Here is a 16784-nt window from a genome sequence, read left to right on the forward strand (position 1 = left end):
TACGATCAATCGCCCCATAGGCAAAATCGAAAAGCAACTTTTTTGCCTATCTTGTGCAACAGGCACAATGTATATCAAAAATAGCGCAAGTCATTGCTAACACTATGGTTTGGGCATTTTTGGAAAGTCGCCAAATTTTTAAATTTGACGATTTCCAATTAAAAAGATAAATAGTAAAATTTAAAAATTCGGCTCGTGTATAATCCGAAAAGTAACAGCTTTATTTCAGCGCTACTTTTCATATACGGAGCCGTTCAGGCCGATTGCCAGAGGACATATTGCTCCGCCATGAAATAGGACACCCGAGAGAACAGTCCCCCTTTACAATGGTGCGGTGCATTCCGTCAAAACACGAAACACAACCAAAAGGATTTCACGCTCCCACGATATTCAATCGGCCTGAACGGCCCCTGAATAAAACGCCCCAAATACACAAAGCCAGGGCAAGGGGAAACACCATAGGAAGAGCCCAACCGGCATGAACACGGTATAAAGCGAACGGGGCGTTTTAAAAGCTCAACGCGTGGCGGCTAAATCCCGAAATTCAAGTATATTTATAAACAACTCAACCGGCCGACAAGAAGCGGACAAGAGCCAAAACGCCCCGCCCGCTTTATACAGGGGCCGTTACCCTTAATGCGAGAAAAATCGATAAAGTTATCATATTGGTAACTTTTTATTATATTTGTGTCAAACAATATAATGTGAAAATATTTTCGAGAGGAACTCTAAGAGATTTTTGGGAAAAACACGGAGACTGTGAATTGCCACTCAAAACGTGGTATCGCGAAACCGAAAAGTCAAACTGGAACACGATAAACGAATTGAAAAGCGATTATCCCAACGCCAGTATCTTAAAGAACAACCGAATTGTTTTTAATATCAAAGGAAATGATTATCGACTGATTGTAAAATTCAATTTTGAGTATCAACTTGCGTGGATAAGATTTATTGGAACTCACGCCGAATATGACAAAATTGACGCTAACGAAATTTAATATGGACATAAAACCAATTAGAACAAAAAAAGATTACGAAAAAGCACTCGAAAGGCTCGAAGTGATTTTTGATGCAAAACGTGGAACTAAAAAAGGTGACGAATTAGAAATTCTTTCTATTCTGATAGATAATTACGAAAACGAACACTTCCCTATCGAAATGCCTGACCCAATTTCCGCTATTCAATTCCGAATGGAACAAATGGGATTAAAACAAAAAGACTTGGTAGATATGATTGGCTTTAAAAGTCGAGTAAGCGAAATAATGAACAAAAAACGAAAGCTGACTTTGGAAATGATTCGGAACTTAAACGCTAAGTTGCGAATTCCTACTGAAGTGCTGATACAAGATTACTAAAAACATTGCAGAAAGCACTAAGGGTAATAACGTATATAGCTCATAACTAATTAGTTACTTATTCAAAGTTAAGGCGTATTTGCAAGTCCGCCAAATTTTTTAATTTGGCTTATTGATAAAAAAAGATAACAAGAAAATTAAAAAATTCGGCTCGTGCTCAACCGAAAAGTAATCGCTAATTTGCACGCTACGAGCCATATATTAGACCATTGTAGCACATTTGACCAAATCAATTGCATTTTACGAAACCCCGTAAAAAACTGAACATCACTTTTAACGTAAAGAATAGCTCATCTAAACGGGAAAGTGGTCCTTCTAAAAATTTGGATTCTTCGGGCTGCAAGGTGTTTTTGTTCATGCTTGCTAAAGTTCATTTCATCCATTAATAAAAAAGGTAATACCAATTTAAGTTTTGAATGCCGTATTGAAAATTTGAATTATTTTTTTCTCAGTTTAGGAATGAAATCTAAGCATAGCATTAGCTATGGTTCTATTTTATGACGACAAATGAGTAAAAAAGAAACTTGTTTTATGCGACATCTAGAAGTTAAATTGGTATAACTACATGCTTGCATAAATTACCAGCTACCGTTTCTCAAATCGTCCTGTTTTTTTGGTAAGCCGTATTCTGTACACAGTGCCCTTTAACCCCGCAACATCCTTAATATGCGTATCTCTCATGGCATGGGCTAACGTAGTTTCCCCTGTAAGAAAAGGCAGCGTACGGTCCATTAAAATGCGCATACCCGTTTCCCGATCCGTTATGCTCTTTAACTCCTCAAACGTCCCCCAGGCAATAACACTGCGCCAATTACCCATGTCCGTAATAGCATCTATCAAAAAACAGACCTTAGGGTTTTTCCGCATCATATCTATCTTCCTACCTTCCCTGGTATGCCCGTATATAAACTCACCGTCGTATGCATAAGTAATAGGTACAATATAGGTTTGATCGTCTGCATGGCAACCCAAACGACCCACAATTTCGCTTTGCAACAGATGTTCTATTTGTCCGGTAGTTAAATCTCCTAACATGGTATTTTCCATTTAAATGTCTAATCTAGACCGTTTCTGTATAACCAAGAAACCCTATCCACTAGTTAATTTATTCAGTACAGGGCGTGCCCACAAGGGTCGGGCTTTCCGCTACCACTCCTCGCCCTTTGGCACCGAAACAAGTGCCAAAGAACTGTGGGGTAACCGCTGCAATCCCTCACGCAAATAACCTTTGCGCTAAATAAGTAATAATGTAATTGCCATGGAATGATTTAAATCATTTGGGAAATCGTTTTCTTAAGATACTTTTGGATGTGTTGCTTTATGGAAAAAGTACACCACTAAAACCTAACTGTTATGTTCAAAGACTATTCAAAAAGATACAACGACCTCAATAAAAGCATGAAAACGCTTGGAACCCGAATACCTGCTACTATGAAAGCATTTACGGCACTACATAAGGCAAGTACGGCAAAAGGCGTATTACCGTCAAAGACCAAGGAACTGATCGCGCTTGGCATTGCTATTACGGTGCGCTGCGATGGCTGCATTGCCTACCACGTATACGATTCCCTACAAGCCGGTGCCAGTTCGGAAGAAGTATTGGAAACCATTGGTGTAGCAGTAATGATGGGCGGTGGACCATCTGTGGTATATGGCTGCGAGGCCATGGAAGCCTTGGATGAATTCGCAATATTGGAAAAAAATGAAACAGCAAGAAAATAAATCGCAATCACCGGATGGTTCGGAGAAAAAGAACCTAAAACCGACTTACGGAGGTAAGAACATCAATTGGTTCTACCTTTTTTTATTTGGCATGATCGTAATGCTCTCCCTCTTTTCCGATCCCGCAACCGGTGCCAAGGAAATTACTTGGACCTTATTACAGGATTCCCTTTTACCACAAAGGGAAGTATCAAAAATAGTGGTCATCAATAAAGAAGTGGCAGAGATCTATGTAAAGAAAACACCGACGGGCACTACCGAGAATGACAATGTCCTAAATAATTTTTTCCAGTCGCCAGAGGTGCCCCGCTACACCATTACCATAGGCTCCGTAGAGACCTTTGAGGATAAGCTACAAAGGGCGCAGGCAGAATTTCCGGCCGCGGACAAGATAGATGTACAGTATCAAACGCGTACCAGCTGGCTTAGCATTTTGTCGTGGCTACTTCCCTTTGGTATCATAGTTTTCTTTTGGCTGTACATACTTCGTAGTATGCGCGGTGGCCAAGGAGGAAACCCGCTTTTCAATTTTGGCAAATCGAGCCCTAAAATTTCAGACGAACAAACAAAAATATCCGTAACCTTTGATGATGTTGCAGGTCTCAAAGAAGCAAAGATAGAGGTTATGGAGGTAGTAGATTTTCTTAAGAATCCGGAAACCTATACCAAATTGGGAGCTAAAATCCCCAAAGGTGTCATGCTGGTAGGCCCTCCGGGAACAGGAAAGACCTTAATGGCCAGAGCGGTTGCGGGCGAGGCCAAAGTACCCTTCTTCTCCATGTCCGGATCGGAGTTTGTAGAAATGTTCGTGGGCGTGGGCGCATCGCGTGTTCGCGACCTCTTTAAAAAGGCAAAGGAAAAAGCACCGAGTATAATTTTTATAGATGAAATTGATGCCGTAGGCCGTTCTAGGAGCAAGGTGAACGCCTTTCAGGCAAACGACGAACGCGAAAGCACCTTAAACCAACTACTTACAGAACTAGATGGTTTTGGCCCCAATACCGGTGTTATCGTACTCGCGGCCACCAACCGGCCAGATGTGCTGGACAAAGCCCTTTTGCGCCCCGGTCGTTTTGACCGTCATATTTATCTGGAACTTCCTACCAAAGAAGAACGCCAAGAAATTTTTGGGGTGCACCTACGTAGGTTAAAACTGGCAGAAAACGTAGATGTGGGGCAGCTGTCAAAATTAAGCCCTGGATTTTCAGGGGCGGATATTGCCAATATTTGCAACGAGGCGGCCCTCATCGCCGCCCGTAAAAAGAAAGAAAAAGTTGGGCAAGAAGATTTTATGGAGGCACGGGACCGGATCATTGGTGGTTTGGAGCGCAAGAGCAAGATTATTTCCGAAAAGGAAAAAGAGATCGTAGCTTATCATGAAGCTGGCCATGCCGTAAGCAGTTGGCATTTAAAGCATGTAGATTCCTTGGTAAAGGTTTCTATTATTCCCCGTGGCAAATCTTTGGGTTCTACATGGTACCTGCCCCAAGAAAGACAGATCATTACCAAATCGCAGTTTATAGATCAGCTTTGCGCCGCATTGGGCGGCAGGGCGGCCGAGGAAATCATTTTTAACGAAATCTCGTCCGGTGCGCTGGATGACCTGGAAAAAGTAACCAAACAAGCCTACGGCATGGTCGCCTATTACGGACTAAACAAAGAACTGGGTCCGATCAGTTTTTACGATTCCACCGGAAGAAACGAACAAATGTTCGGTAAACCCTATAGCGAGGATATGGCCAAACAGATAGATGAGCAAGTACAGATCCTTATCGACAACGCATACCAACGCACAAAAGACCTCCTACTAAAACACAAGGACGAACTGGAAAAATTGGCACAACTCCTATTGAAACAAGAGGTGGTAGAAAAAGAGGATCTGGTAGAAATACTGGGCCAACGCGGGGTAAAGCAATTGGAGAAAACAACGGAAAGTCTAGAAGTGGGCAATGGGTAGTGGGTAGTCGTTAGTGAAAAGTAATTAGTGAAATAGTAATAAGTAATTAGTGAAGTAATAAAAGAAAAGTAACGTCAAGGATAAACAAGGCGCACCTTGGCAGTTAAAGATACTCTGTTACAAGCTATAAATATGGGAGTACGCCACGATAAAAAAACGAATCAACCAAGCGGTCAAGGTCCCGATCAACAAAAAATATCGAATTAAGACAAAATCAAAAAACAAATAAAAATAATCGTATCATGGAAAAAATAGACGAAGTAATATACAATGAAAACTTACATTTTGAGCACCGGAACTGGATATCCGAACTACATTTTTGGAAAGATGAACTAAAGACCTTTAACAACCGTTTGAGCGAACTGGTAACACGTTACACAAATGCAGAAGTTCTAAAACAACTGGAACATCATCAAAACCAATTTGCCCTTCATAAGGGCATCATAGATGACTTGGAAGAAACGATTGAAAAACATGAGGCGCGCATAGCAGGCCAAAGTAAGACCGGTAAGGAGGCCTTGGATGTTTCAATGGCCAAAAACCACATCGCTTTCAGAGAAAAAATGCAGACGCAGCGCAACATCTACAATGATGAAAAAAAGGCCTTTTTTAAATTTTTAGGAAAGTATATGTAGTCCTACCTATAAGAAAGTTCCGATGAAGGTTAATTGATCTAAACACCCCTCTCCCCTTAATATTCGGGAGAGGGCAATGACTCCGGTTATGGAGAAAGGGAATAGCCTTTGATACATCAATACAAGAACAAAAATCTATGCTCGGTATCAACCTCCCCAAAAAAAGAGAACTGAAACGGTACAACAAACTCCTTTCCGTATTAGCTAAATATGGCTTTGAAGATATAATGATCCATAGTGGCCTTAAAAAAATGATTCCTGCCAGCTATTTAAAGGACCACCCGGATACGGACAAGAGTATGTCCCTTACCAGTTATGAACGTATTCGCAAGGTATTGGAGGAATTGGGGCCCAGCTACGTAAAATTGGGTCAAGTTTTTAGCAATAGGGAGGATATGCTACCTCCGGAATTGATCAAGGAGCTAGAAAAGTTACAAGATCATGTTCCCCATCTGCAAAACTTCGATGTACATGAAACCATTGAGCAGGAACTAAAAATTGACCTTGAAGATCATTTCAGTGCCATCGAAACCAAACCTTTGGCCGCGGCCTCCTTGGCGCAGGTACACAAGGCACAACTAAGGAGCGGCGAAATGGTAGTACTAAAAATACAACGTCCCCATATTACGGAAACCATTGCAGCAGATATTGTAATTATGAAACAAGTAGCCGGTAGCCTTGAAAAGTATAGTGCCCAGGCCAAATCGTTTCAGCCCCTTCAAATCGTAAAAACCTTTGAAAAGAGTATTCTAGAGGAGCTACAGTTTACCAAAGAAATGGAAAACATAAAGCGTTTTACCAAAAATTTTGAGGGAAACGATGCTATTCATGTACCAAAAATATATCCACAACTTTGTACTAACAATGTCATTTGCATGGAGTATATAAACGGCATCAAAATATCGGAACCAACGCTACTAAAAAGTTTAAACATCAATTGTAAAACAGTAGCAAAAGTAGGTGTAGACCTCTATTTGGAGCAGGTATTGGATCACGGTTTCTTTCATGCCGATCCGCATCCTGGCAACCTATTTGTTCTACCGGAGCGCGATCAGCTGTGTTTTTTGGATTTTGGTATGATGGGTTCCCTACTCCCAAGAGATAAAGAATTACTGTCAGACCTGTTGCTCCATTTTGTACGCAGGGACAGTAAAAAAATAATCTTGGTATTAGAGGAAATTGCGGTTAAATCGGATATTGCCGAATACAGGAAATTAGAACAGGACCTTACAGAACTTATTCATGGGATTAGCGATACCGCTATTCGGAACATAAAGTTAGGCAGTACCCTTGGCAATTTCAAACATATCCTATTCGAGAATAATATTGTACTGCCACACTACTTGTATTTGTTGATCCGTGCGCTGATCATCATGGAAGGAGTGGGTCTTAGACTGGACCCCGAATTCAATATTACCGAAAACTTAAAACCCTACCTCGGGGAACTTACCCGCAAACGGTTCGGAATAAAACATCTCTTTAAAAAAAACTGGTCGCGGATACAGGACTACAATGCGCTCTTGGATTCCCTACCGGAAAATATCCGTACCATATTAAAAAAAATCAAGGAGGGCAAACTCGTTATAATACATGAGCATAAGGGCTTAAAGGAACTGCAAACAGCGCTGAGCAAGGCCGCAAACCGACTTGTATTTGCCGTAATTATTTCGGCACTTTCCATTGGGTCGTCCATTTTAGTCATTGCAGAGATGCCACCGTTAATCCATGGTATTCCTTTGTTAGGTGCTATCGGTTTTGTGTTATCGGCTATTTTGGGCTTTTTGGTGATTATTTCCATAATTAGGAACAAGCAGCTTTAACTGATATACGGCACACCAAAACTACCATCGGCTACACTATGCCTTCGTAGTATTTTTCGTATCCGATATCATCGTGCCACGCAAACTAATAGTGAACAATAAAGAGCCGGAAAAAGATACTTCATTAGCATAACAACCAACACGCTCTTTTGATTATTGGCCCTTGCTGGTTTATACCAGTTCTCTTTTGAAATTCAGCCAAAGAAATTGAATTGTTTTTTTGGCCTGCGAAAAAGAAAAACCGGCATAGCCTAGCTATGGCTTATTTTTATTTTGAAGTAGGGCGTAAAAAGAAACGATATATCGACTTATTTTTTAATTGGGAAATGGTATTATTGTACCATAGTGGAGTCAAAACTAGATTGGTCCGACCTTTCGCATTTCCCTCCCCACAGTCCTTGGATACGAAAAGCGAGTGAAATCGTTATAACCTGCGGCATGCCATGGGTAAATTCTTTGGTTTTAAAAATTGGTCCCAGAAAACAAGATCAAGGCTTTTCAAAGTATTTGGGGATATTTATTTTCATGTATGTTATGATATCCTTGGCGCTTTAATAATAAATAGTCTCCGTGCATTAAAGCTTTAATATGGGATGCGGCTACGGTTTCACCTATACCCAAACCCCTTAAAATACCATAAGGCCCCTCGGAAAGTTCTGCCAGTTTTTTGCCATCTATTTCAAAAAGGAATACCTCGGACAAAGGTCCCGCTATAAAAATACTACCTATGTCAATATTATGAAAAAAGCCAAAGGCGAGCTTTGAACCCCAAATGTTCGTTAGCCGCTTCTTTATTTTCTCAATTTCCCTATTGGTATTGGGGTCGTCCTCTTCCAGTTTTAATAAGAGGGTCACCTCGGTATCGGATATATTTTTTGTCCCAATACTATTCAGGGCTTTAGCTACCCCGCCAAGATCAATGAAAACGCGGGAGGAAAATAACCGTTCCCTTTTATTAAATATATTTCTATTCATAGTATCGGATTGCGCATACATTCCCAAAATACGGTTTAGGACCTTATCCTACCGAATAATATAAATCTTGATCTGTCCAACAGGAAAGATAGTATGCTATGGTCCTATTTAAAATGATGTAGGTCAGCCGAAAAAAACACTCCATACTGATGTAGGTCATTTCCTTTTGCACGCCTAGGCATTACCTTCGTCCGTATAAATTAATTATTCACTTAAAACCTAAAAAATTATGTCGAACGATAGTGGAAACATGTTATTGGCCCTTATAACAGGTGCGGCCATAGGAGCAGGTATAGGAATCCTTTATGCCCCTGACGCGGGTTCCAATACCAGAAAAAAAATTAAACAGAAAGCCGAAGAGACAGGCCATGACATTACGGAGCGTATTTCCCATGTTAAGGAGGAACTGACCAAAACGGCAAAGGAAAAGAAGGAAGCTTTTGAGCATACCTTGGACGAGGCCATATCTACCATGAGCTATAAGGCCGATGATATCATTGAGACCTTGGAGCGAAAATTGGAGGATTTAAAGAAGAAAAATGCCCAACTACAGAAGTAATACCAATTTAAATTCTAGATGTCGCATAAAACAAGTTTCTTTTTTACTCATTTGTCGTCATAAAATAGAACCATAGCTAATGCTATGCTTAGATTTAATTCCTAAACTGAGAAAAAATAATTCAAATTTTCAATACGACATTCAAAACTTAAATTGGTATAAACTACACGGGAATTAAGAATCCTTGGTTTTTAAAACAAAAAATAAAATTACGGAATGTTATTAGGTTCTTGGGTTGTTCGGTAGAAATTCTGAACAGCCCACTATTCAAAAACCGAACAACGATTATGGGTAACACCTGCAAAGCACGTAAACCAGTTGAAATACCCCTAAGGTTGGTTGGCAGACCCGTAATCTTTCACTAGAAAATAGAATTATAAGGTTTTTGAAGAATTGAAACAAAATCTCACAGGTGCAGAGGCCGATGTGAAATCTTATCTTGAAAATAGCGAAGAATACCTGAAACTTAAAATATTTAAGGTATTGATGGGTATGGTTACGGCAACGGCGCAACTTCTTTTGGTAGGAGCAGTTTCATTAGTGGCACTGTTCATCCTTTCCTTTGCGATAGCTTACGCTATTGGAAGCGAACTACAGAACGATACACTAGGATTTGGAATTGTAGGGATTTTTTATGCCCTAGTTGCCCTACTGTGCTATTTCCTAAGGGACAAACTTAATAAACCTTTGCTCAAAAAATTCTCAAAAAATTATTTTGACTGATTTGTTATACCCATGAGATAGGCCTGTTGTGTATAAGGAGTATTCTGTTACGGTTTGTTACATGTATTGGGGTCAAATCATGGTAAGATACTCATTTGACCTACTTTGAAAGACGTTAAAATTGTACATATAATGGAACCAAAAAAATAATATCGGATAAAACCTACGCTCCCCTAAACCTTTCCTGCCGAAAAAGCGGATAGACCTCAGGGAAAAATTTACACTTAATCAATACGCATGAAACACTACAGTTCTTTTACCGAAATAGACGAGCAACTTCGTATTTTAAGACTACGGCGAGACATCAGCAAGGAAAGTCTTGTACTGCGCATAAACAGGGCAAAAACTACGTTTTACCCTATTAATTGCGTTGGTGGCCTCAGCGGGCTGGTACAAAAACTAGTGCTAACCTTTGCCATCAAAAAACTTTCTATTTTTTCCAGCAGATTACGTTCCAGGTAATGTACACAATTGTTTTACAGCGTACTAAATCCATATTAATGTCCAAAGAACGCTCTAACCACGTAGATTATTAAACACCCGGCGCACTACCTCGTATCTGCAATATGTTGTAGTTGCTCTTTATCCAAGAGAATAATACTGCGGCCATGACCCATGCTTATTAAACCTTCATCCCTAAAATCGGATAGGGTACGTATGGCGGTTTCGGTGGCCGTGCCGACCATTCCGGCAAAATCCTCCCTTGGAATTTCAATTCCGTTGTGGGGAGTACTCGTATCCATTCCGTTATCGGACAGTCGTAACAACGCCTTGGCTACCCTTTGCCTTACGGATGCGTAGGCCATATATACCAATTGTTCCTGAACATCTATGAGACTATTTGAAATAAGCTCCATAAACTTATTGGCAACCTCCCGGTTTCTTTCGATGAGATCAATAAAACTACTTTTAGGAATTTTATATAGGGTTGCTGTTTTCATTACGGTTGCTGTTTCCAAATAAAGTCCTTTTGGGTTCAATAGCGACAATTGTCCCATGAAATCCCCCGCCTTGTGAATACCTGTTACAAATTCCTTTCCGGTTTCGGTAGATTTATAGGTTTTTACCGCTCCTTTCTCAATATAAAATAAATCGTGCGCAACATCGCCCTCCATAAATACGAAATCCTTGTTCATATATTCCTTGGCACGGTACTCCCTAGAAATGCTTTCAAGATCCAGGTAGTTGGCGGCACCTTTTAAAAATTCGTTGACCCCGGCTACGTCCCTGGCATATTCTTTTTTTAGGAAGTCGTTCTTTTGAAGCCTTACCTCAACCGCTTCCAATAGCTCGTGTTCCTCAAATGGTTTGGTAAGGTAATCGTCTGCCCCAAGGTTCATCCCTTTTCTAAAATCATCCTTTTCCGATTTTGCGGTCAAAAAGATAAATGGGATACGCGCCGTTTCGGGCTTCTTGCTCAAAGCTTCCAAAACACCATAGCCATCTAATCTGGGCATCATAATATCACAGACAATAAGATCGGGGTGAAATTGCTCGGTTTCCTCCACTCCTCTTTTACCATCTTCGGCAGTTGCGGTTTCGTAGCCTGCCAGTTCTAGAATATCCGCCGTGTTTTCCCGAACATCCTTGTTATCCTCAATAATCAGTATTTTTTTCATAATTAGAACTTTTTTTCATTCCCTTGAACAAGGAAATCTAATTTTATTACCCCTGATCCAATTACGTTTGGTCAGGATTTTTATGTTTTATACCAGCAATCCGTTACACAGGTTTTTGGGCTTCAAGATTCTTAAACTCCACCCAAAAGGTAGAACCCTTGCCTTCCTCACTTTCAAAACCAACCGTACCGCCCATGAGTTCCGTATAATGTTTCACAATATGTAAGCCTAATCCGGTACCCTGAATGTTATCGGCATTTTTTGCCCTAAAAAAACGGTTGAACAGATTCTCCTGCTCCGCCAACGGAATGCCTATACCCTCATCGGAAACTTCAATGGAAACCTTCTGCCGCAAAACCGTTATGGCTACATCTATGGTAGTGTTCTCATCGGCGTACTTGATGGCATTAGAGAGTAAATTTATCAATACATGCCTCATTAATTTAGTATCCAACCTAACGCGAACATCTGGATCATCATGTTTAAAAACGATGTCCTGCCCATCCTTTTTACTCGTCTCAATTTCTTCCAATACCTGTTGGACAAGTTCCACCAGATTAAACAATTCTGGCCGGAAAGCTGTTTTGCCTTCCTCTAACTTGCTCAAGGACAGAAAATCGTTCAAAATCACCACCAAATTGCGTACATTGGACTCTATTTGTTTTACGTACTTTTCTCGCTTTTCCAATTTATCCGGTTGATGCTGTCTGCGTATTAAAATGGCAGAAGAAAGTATAGCACTTAAAGGAGTTCTAAATTCGTGCGATGCCATGGAAATGAAACGCGATTTTAGTTCGTTGAGCTCCTGCTCTTGGACGAGAGCCCTTCTTATATTTTTTTCTGCCTCTTTTTGCTTGGTGATGTCGTTATAGACAAAAAGTGTCCATTTTGCAATTTCATTTCCAGCTTGTAACGGAGATGTGTTTACGGCATAGGTCTTGCCCCTAAACTGTATTTCAAAAGAAAGTTGTTCCCCGTTCATGGTCTTTTCTATATCCTCCTTTATGCGCAAAATCCGCTGTTTTGAAAAGGCCTCGATATCGTCTATATGAAATCCCTCGAATTGATTCTTTTGAAAGCCCATACGGGTGAGTTCTCCCCCATCTATGTACACGATCTCAAAATCCGAATTGAACACAATGATGACCCCTTTGGGAAAATTCTTTGAAATAGCGGTAAACATAACCTGACTCTCCAACGCCCTGTTTTCCGCAGCCTTGGTTTCCTGTACCTGTTCTTTTAATTGAATATTGGTCTGTACCAGTTGCTTCACCGTAAGCTTAAGCTCATCTGTTCGTTCCGTAACTTTTTGCTCCAGTTCCCGAGCATAACCTTCAAGCATCCAACGGTTCTTTTTAAGCTCATCCCTAACCTTATATTGTTCAAGCGCTATTGCGGTGAGCTGCACAAGATTAGCTATGATCTCTTTTTGTATTTTAGAGGGTGTCTTTTCAATTGAATGGTATAGGGCAAAAATACCTAACACGCTATTGTCCGAGGCAAAAATAGGGTATGACCAACAAGCTACTATACCATTATCGATAGCAAGCCTATTAAGCTTTTTTAAGGAATGTCCCTTGGTTAAGTTAGCCGCTATAACGGGCTTCTTTAAATACGCAGCACTACCACATGCCCCCATATTGGGGCCTACGGAAACTCCCTCAAGAGAAGTGACAAAGGTATTGGGCAAGTTGGATGCTACTAGTTGGTGCAGTGTTTTCTTAATAGGGTCCAATGTTTGGATAAAGGTGGTACCTTCTCCAATACTGGATTCCGAAGTACGTAGGATTTCTTGTCCAATGGTTATAAGCGGCTTATGTTGCGCGATCATCTCCAGGATTTTTCTAATATGATTTTTAAATACTTCTTCCTTTTTACGATCGGTAACATCGTTCTGCATACCAATAAAATGACTGAGTTCATTTTTATCGTCATGGACGGGGGTAATCGTAAGTTCGTTCCAGAAGAGCGTACCGTCTTTTTTATAATTGCGTACCGTAACTTGACAGGCCTCACCATTTTTTATAGCGGTAGACATTACGCCAATGGCTTTTTGATCACGATCATTGTTCTGTAAAAACCGACAATTCTTGCCCATTACTTCTTCGCTTGTATAACCTGTCATTTCATAAAATGCCCTATTTGCGTAGATAATGGGTTGGTCGTGCTGTTTTGCATCTACAATTAAAATACCATTACCGGCAGATTCCAAGGCCCGATCCTTGATAAAAAGGTCGGCTTCTGACCGCTTACGCTCCGTAATGTCCCTAGTGATAAACAGAAATCCAATTTCCCCGGCAGCAACAACGCGTGATTCAAAGAATTTGATCGACTTGTTTAGCTCCATCTGGTGTTCCAATATTTCTGGCCTGTTGGTATTTTTACTTTTGTGAAAAGCCTCAAAAATGCTTTCTACAAAAGGTTCCGGCAAAAAATCTGCCATATTCCTTCCCAACAACTCGTCCGCCGGTGCTACGAGCAAAGAAGGGTACGGGGCACGGACATCCAAATAAACTCCTTTTGTATCCATTAAAAAATAAAGATCTGGCATGGCCTGTAAAACTGCCTTGTTCTTTGCTTCGCTGTCCCTTAAATCCTGTTCGGTCTTTCGCTTGCTGGTAAGGTCGCGTACTATGGTCAAAAGGGCGTGAGCGTTCAATGGTACGGTGCGCACCTCATACACCGTTTCTCCATTTTTGCCTTTATGGGTATATTCAAAAAGTTGCAATTTCCTGGTCTTCCTTACCTTTTTAAAAAGATCCTTATAACGGGAATACAAGTTGGGTGGTAGAACATCCTTCATGTTTTGCCCTATCATCTCCGATTTTGGAAAAAACAACTTTTCCGGTTCTGGTGCATATAGGTCCAAATAATTGCCTTCCAAATCCTGAATGAACATCATATCGGGCAAGGCATCCAACAAGGCCTTGTTCTTGGCTTCCTTGGACCGCAACTCATTTTCGGCCTCCTTTTCTTGGGAAATATCCGCTATAAAACCTTCTAAGGCGGCCACTTTTCCAGACTTGTCATAAATAATGTTTCCGGTTTCCCGTACATATTTAAGCACCCCCTGTTTATCCTTAATGCGGTAATGAATACTAAATGGGATATTTTGCTTTACGGCGTCGGTAATTTCCTTCCACACCCTGTCCCTATCCTCCGGCACTATTAATTGGCCATAGTTGACTTTATTCTCCAAAAACGCATTGGGCCCATATCCTAAAATAGGTCTCGCCCCATCGCTTATATAGTCCATGGTATAGTCCCTATTAAATTGGCAACGGAAAACGATTCCCTGTAGATTTCCGATCAGGGCACTGTATTTCCTATTGATCTCTGCCATTACTTGGTTCGATTTTTCCAGCAAGGCAACATCGTTGATTCTTTTGGTGGCATCGCGCACATACGCAATAGTTACCGGATTTCCTGCAACGTTAGCCGGACTCAGACTAATATCTACCGGAAACTCTTCGCCGTTCCTTTTCACTCCACAAAGGTCCAATCCAGTTCCCATAGTCCTTCTTTCCGGGTTTTTAGCATAATTTTCCCTATGTGTAGCATGCCGTTTTTTAAACCGTTCCGGAAGTAGCACTTGGATATTGAGTCCCCCAAGCTGTCCGGATTCATACCCGAAAATAGTATGGCACGACTCGTTGGCCTCCAAGACCGTACCCTGTACATCTACAACCATAATACCCTCGATAGAAGAATCAAATATGGCTTGTAACAAGGCATTATCCGTAGATTTTTGTTTCATTTATTCTTGTTCGTTAACTGTTATCCTTTTCAAGTTAAATACTTGGCCGCCGTAAGTCGGTATAAAATCAATTTTAAAACCATAGTTCTAACTTTCTGTTCGCTTCCCCTAGTTAGCTTTTCGAGGTTATCCCTTATACTAGGTCTTGGTTCTACTTTCTTGGCTCTTTTTTACAACCAACTTACTATTTTTACCTATTACTTTTTTCCACTTTCATTACCCTCTAAAAACTAACAACGACCCTATCATCCTACCAACTAAACCGCTTCGCTGTCCATACGGCGTAATTTGGGCAGGGCATCAGGGTAATTTTGTTCTATATATTGTATCAGATCTTCACGTAAACTACATCTCAAGTCCCAACCATTAGATGCATTAGCCGTGCTAAACGTAGCCCTAAGCTGCATCATCCGGTCTTCTATCTGGGTAACTTGTAAATTAGCTACCCTTTTATCCCACAGCAGGTTACCTTCTAGTATTTCCAAAAATTTCTTTCGTAGGGCCGGTACTGGAAAACTATAATCCACATAGAAGAAAACGGTATTTACAATATCTTTTGAGCTAAAACTCCAATTCACGAACGGTTTATCGTTAAAGAAGTTCAATGGAAGTACCAGTCGGCGCCAGTCCCAAGTCTTAATGACCACATAAGTAAGGGTAATGTCTTCAACGGTCCCAAATTCACCAGCTATCATTACTTCGTCATCAATTTTTAGGGGCTGGGTAAACGCCAACTGAAAGCCCGTGACCAGATTGGCGATGGATTTTTGGGCTGCGACCCCAATAATAATACCTGCTACCCCGGCAGAGGTCAATATGGTACTCCCAACTTGTTTTACACTAGGTATGTTCCATAGAATGGCCGCTACGGCCAAGGTAACGATAATGACAAGAGCCATGCTTCTAATAAATCGTAGCTGTGTCAGTACCTTACGATCTTTGGCCAAGTGCTCATCAGCGACCTCGAATTTTCTTTTTACCATCTCTTCAAGGACCTTTACACCTGCAATCAGAAGCCAAGCCAAATTCACGATGATAACCGCCTCCATCGTCTTACGTGCATAAAAACCTAAAGAAAAATAAGACACTAGCGGATATAGGAACACTAAGGGCAGTAGAGAATAAACCGGTTTTTTGAAGGCTTGAATGATATGCTCCTTTAAGGAAGAAGGTCTACGTTTATTGGAAACCCTGAGCAACAAAAAACATACCTTGGCCAAAATAAGGCCGGTTGCCATAGAAATAGCCGGCAGCACCAAATAGGCCAGCCACGAATCTTGTCCAAAAAATTGAGCGGTAAAACTGTCCATGCATCCTTTTTGTAAAAATACACGCAGGGATTTTAGCCCAAAATGATATTGGTCATATCAGGAATTATAATTTCACCTCTTTCCAAAACAGGAATTAAAGATTTAAGGTTGAAATGCCAAGGCCTGAGCTCCATATCCCCCGAACTTGGACAGAGGAAGGTTCAAAGTTCAAAATTCAAGGTTTTCCGAGTACACGTTGGTACGCGAATGCTATTTCTCTCTGTCGTGGACAGGCCGTTATTCTTAACTTTTGCGGTAATCCATGACCAAGGACATTGGGGCGTTTAAAAATCTTTTCAGATAGATTTGAAGTTTCCATTTCACCTAGGTTACTGATTATTATCATATTGT

Annotated in this window: 14 protein-coding genes; 9 read left to right on the top strand and 5 right to left on the bottom strand. The window is 40.8% G+C overall.

Features of this window, described 5'->3' with window-relative positions; translation table 11 throughout:
* The first annotated feature begins 704 nt into the window (after positions 1 to 704).
* Together ACFQZJ_RS07585 and ACFQZJ_RS07590 are read left to right on the top strand one after the other, a co-directional pair.
* Positions 705 to 998, top strand: a complete 294-nt coding sequence (locus ACFQZJ_RS07585; RefSeq protein ID WP_379933561.1) for a type II toxin-antitoxin system HigB family toxin — start codon at positions 705 to 707, stop codon at positions 996 to 998.
* A 1-nt stretch (position 999) separates the two neighbouring features.
* Positions 1000 to 1356 (top strand): helix-turn-helix domain-containing protein, encoded by a 357-nt coding sequence (locus tag ACFQZJ_RS07590; protein WP_379933562.1) that lies wholly within the window; start codon positions 1000 to 1002, stop codon positions 1354 to 1356.
* Between the two features lie 585 nt (positions 1357 to 1941).
* On the opposite strand, the gene ACFQZJ_RS07595 is transcribed toward ACFQZJ_RS07590, so the two are convergent.
* Positions 1942 to 2403 carry a pyridoxamine 5'-phosphate oxidase family protein gene (locus tag ACFQZJ_RS07595; RefSeq protein ID WP_379933564.1) on the bottom strand — a complete coding sequence of 154 codons (462 nt, stop codon included), beginning with the start codon at positions 2401 to 2403 and terminating at the stop codon, positions 1942 to 1944.
* Positions 2404 to 2709: 306 nt separating this feature from the next.
* Between ACFQZJ_RS07595 and ACFQZJ_RS07600 the strand changes: the two genes are divergently transcribed.
* From ACFQZJ_RS07600 to ACFQZJ_RS07615, 4 genes are all read left to right on the top strand, one after another.
* Positions 2710 to 3078 (top strand): carboxymuconolactone decarboxylase family protein, encoded by a 369-nt coding sequence (locus ACFQZJ_RS07600; RefSeq protein ID WP_379933565.1) that lies wholly within the window; start codon positions 2710 to 2712, stop codon positions 3076 to 3078.
* Complete coding sequence (gene ftsH / locus ACFQZJ_RS07605; protein ID WP_379933567.1) at positions 3059 to 5035, top strand: ATP-dependent zinc metalloprotease FtsH; 1977 nt, start codon at positions 3059 to 3061, stop codon at positions 5033 to 5035. Before ACFQZJ_RS07600 ends, ftsH begins: the two co-directional genes overlap by 20 nt.
* A 242-nt stretch (positions 5036 to 5277) precedes the next feature.
* The gene (locus tag ACFQZJ_RS07610) at positions 5278 to 5670 is read left to right on the top strand and encodes a hypothetical protein (protein WP_379933568.1); all 393 of its coding nucleotides are present in this window, start codon (positions 5278 to 5280) and stop codon (positions 5668 to 5670) included.
* A 137-nt stretch (positions 5671 to 5807) separates the two neighbouring features.
* Positions 5808 to 7490, top strand: coding sequence for an ABC1 kinase family protein (locus tag ACFQZJ_RS07615; RefSeq protein ID WP_379933570.1), 1683 nt, complete (start codon positions 5808 to 5810; stop codon positions 7488 to 7490).
* A gap of 498 nt (positions 7491 to 7988) precedes the next feature.
* Here the strand turns inward: ACFQZJ_RS07615 and ACFQZJ_RS07620 are convergent, their stop codons facing one another.
* Positions 7989 to 8465, bottom strand: a complete 477-nt coding sequence (locus ACFQZJ_RS07620; RefSeq protein WP_379933572.1) for a hypothetical protein — start codon at positions 8463 to 8465, stop codon at positions 7989 to 7991.
* 229 nt (positions 8466 to 8694) lie between these two features.
* Between ACFQZJ_RS07620 and ACFQZJ_RS07625 the strand changes: the two genes are divergently transcribed.
* The 3 genes from ACFQZJ_RS07625 (at position 8695) to ACFQZJ_RS07635 (ending at position 10209) form a co-directional block, all read left to right on the top strand.
* Positions 8695 to 9024: a YtxH domain-containing protein gene (locus ACFQZJ_RS07625; protein WP_379933574.1), complete on the top strand. Its 330-nt coding sequence runs from the start codon at positions 8695 to 8697 to the stop codon at positions 9022 to 9024.
* 393 nt (positions 9025 to 9417) lie between these two features.
* A complete protein-coding gene (locus ACFQZJ_RS07630) occupies positions 9418 to 9747 on the top strand; it encodes a hypothetical protein (RefSeq protein WP_379933576.1) in 330 nt (109 codons plus the stop codon).
* Positions 9748 to 9984: 237 nt separating this feature from the next.
* The gene (locus ACFQZJ_RS07635) at positions 9985 to 10209 is read left to right on the top strand and encodes a DUF6327 family protein (protein WP_379933578.1); all 225 of its coding nucleotides are present in this window, start codon (positions 9985 to 9987) and stop codon (positions 10207 to 10209) included.
* A gap of 86 nt (positions 10210 to 10295) precedes the next feature.
* On the opposite strand, the gene ACFQZJ_RS07640 is transcribed toward ACFQZJ_RS07635, so the two are convergent.
* The 3 genes from ACFQZJ_RS07640 to ACFQZJ_RS07650 all read right to left on the bottom strand — a co-directional run bounded on the left by ACFQZJ_RS07640 (position 10296) and on the right by ACFQZJ_RS07650 (position 16433).
* A complete protein-coding gene (locus ACFQZJ_RS07640; RefSeq protein WP_379933580.1) occupies positions 10296 to 11366 on the bottom strand; it encodes a response regulator in 1071 nt (356 codons plus the stop codon).
* Between the two features lie 103 nt (positions 11367 to 11469).
* Positions 11470 to 15123 (bottom strand): PAS domain S-box protein, encoded by a 3654-nt coding sequence (locus ACFQZJ_RS07645; protein WP_379933582.1) that lies wholly within the window; start codon positions 15121 to 15123, stop codon positions 11470 to 11472.
* A 257-nt stretch (positions 15124 to 15380) separates the two neighbouring features.
* Positions 15381 to 16433: a mechanosensitive ion channel family protein gene (locus ACFQZJ_RS07650; protein ID WP_379933584.1), complete on the bottom strand. Its 1053-nt coding sequence runs from the start codon at positions 16431 to 16433 to the stop codon at positions 15381 to 15383.
* Between the last annotated feature and the right edge of the window lie 351 nt (positions 16434 to 16784).

This window comes from Maribacter chungangensis, assembly GCF_042676845.1.
GTDB classification, from domain to species: Bacteria; Bacteroidota; Bacteroidia; order Flavobacteriales; family Flavobacteriaceae; genus Maribacter; species Maribacter chungangensis.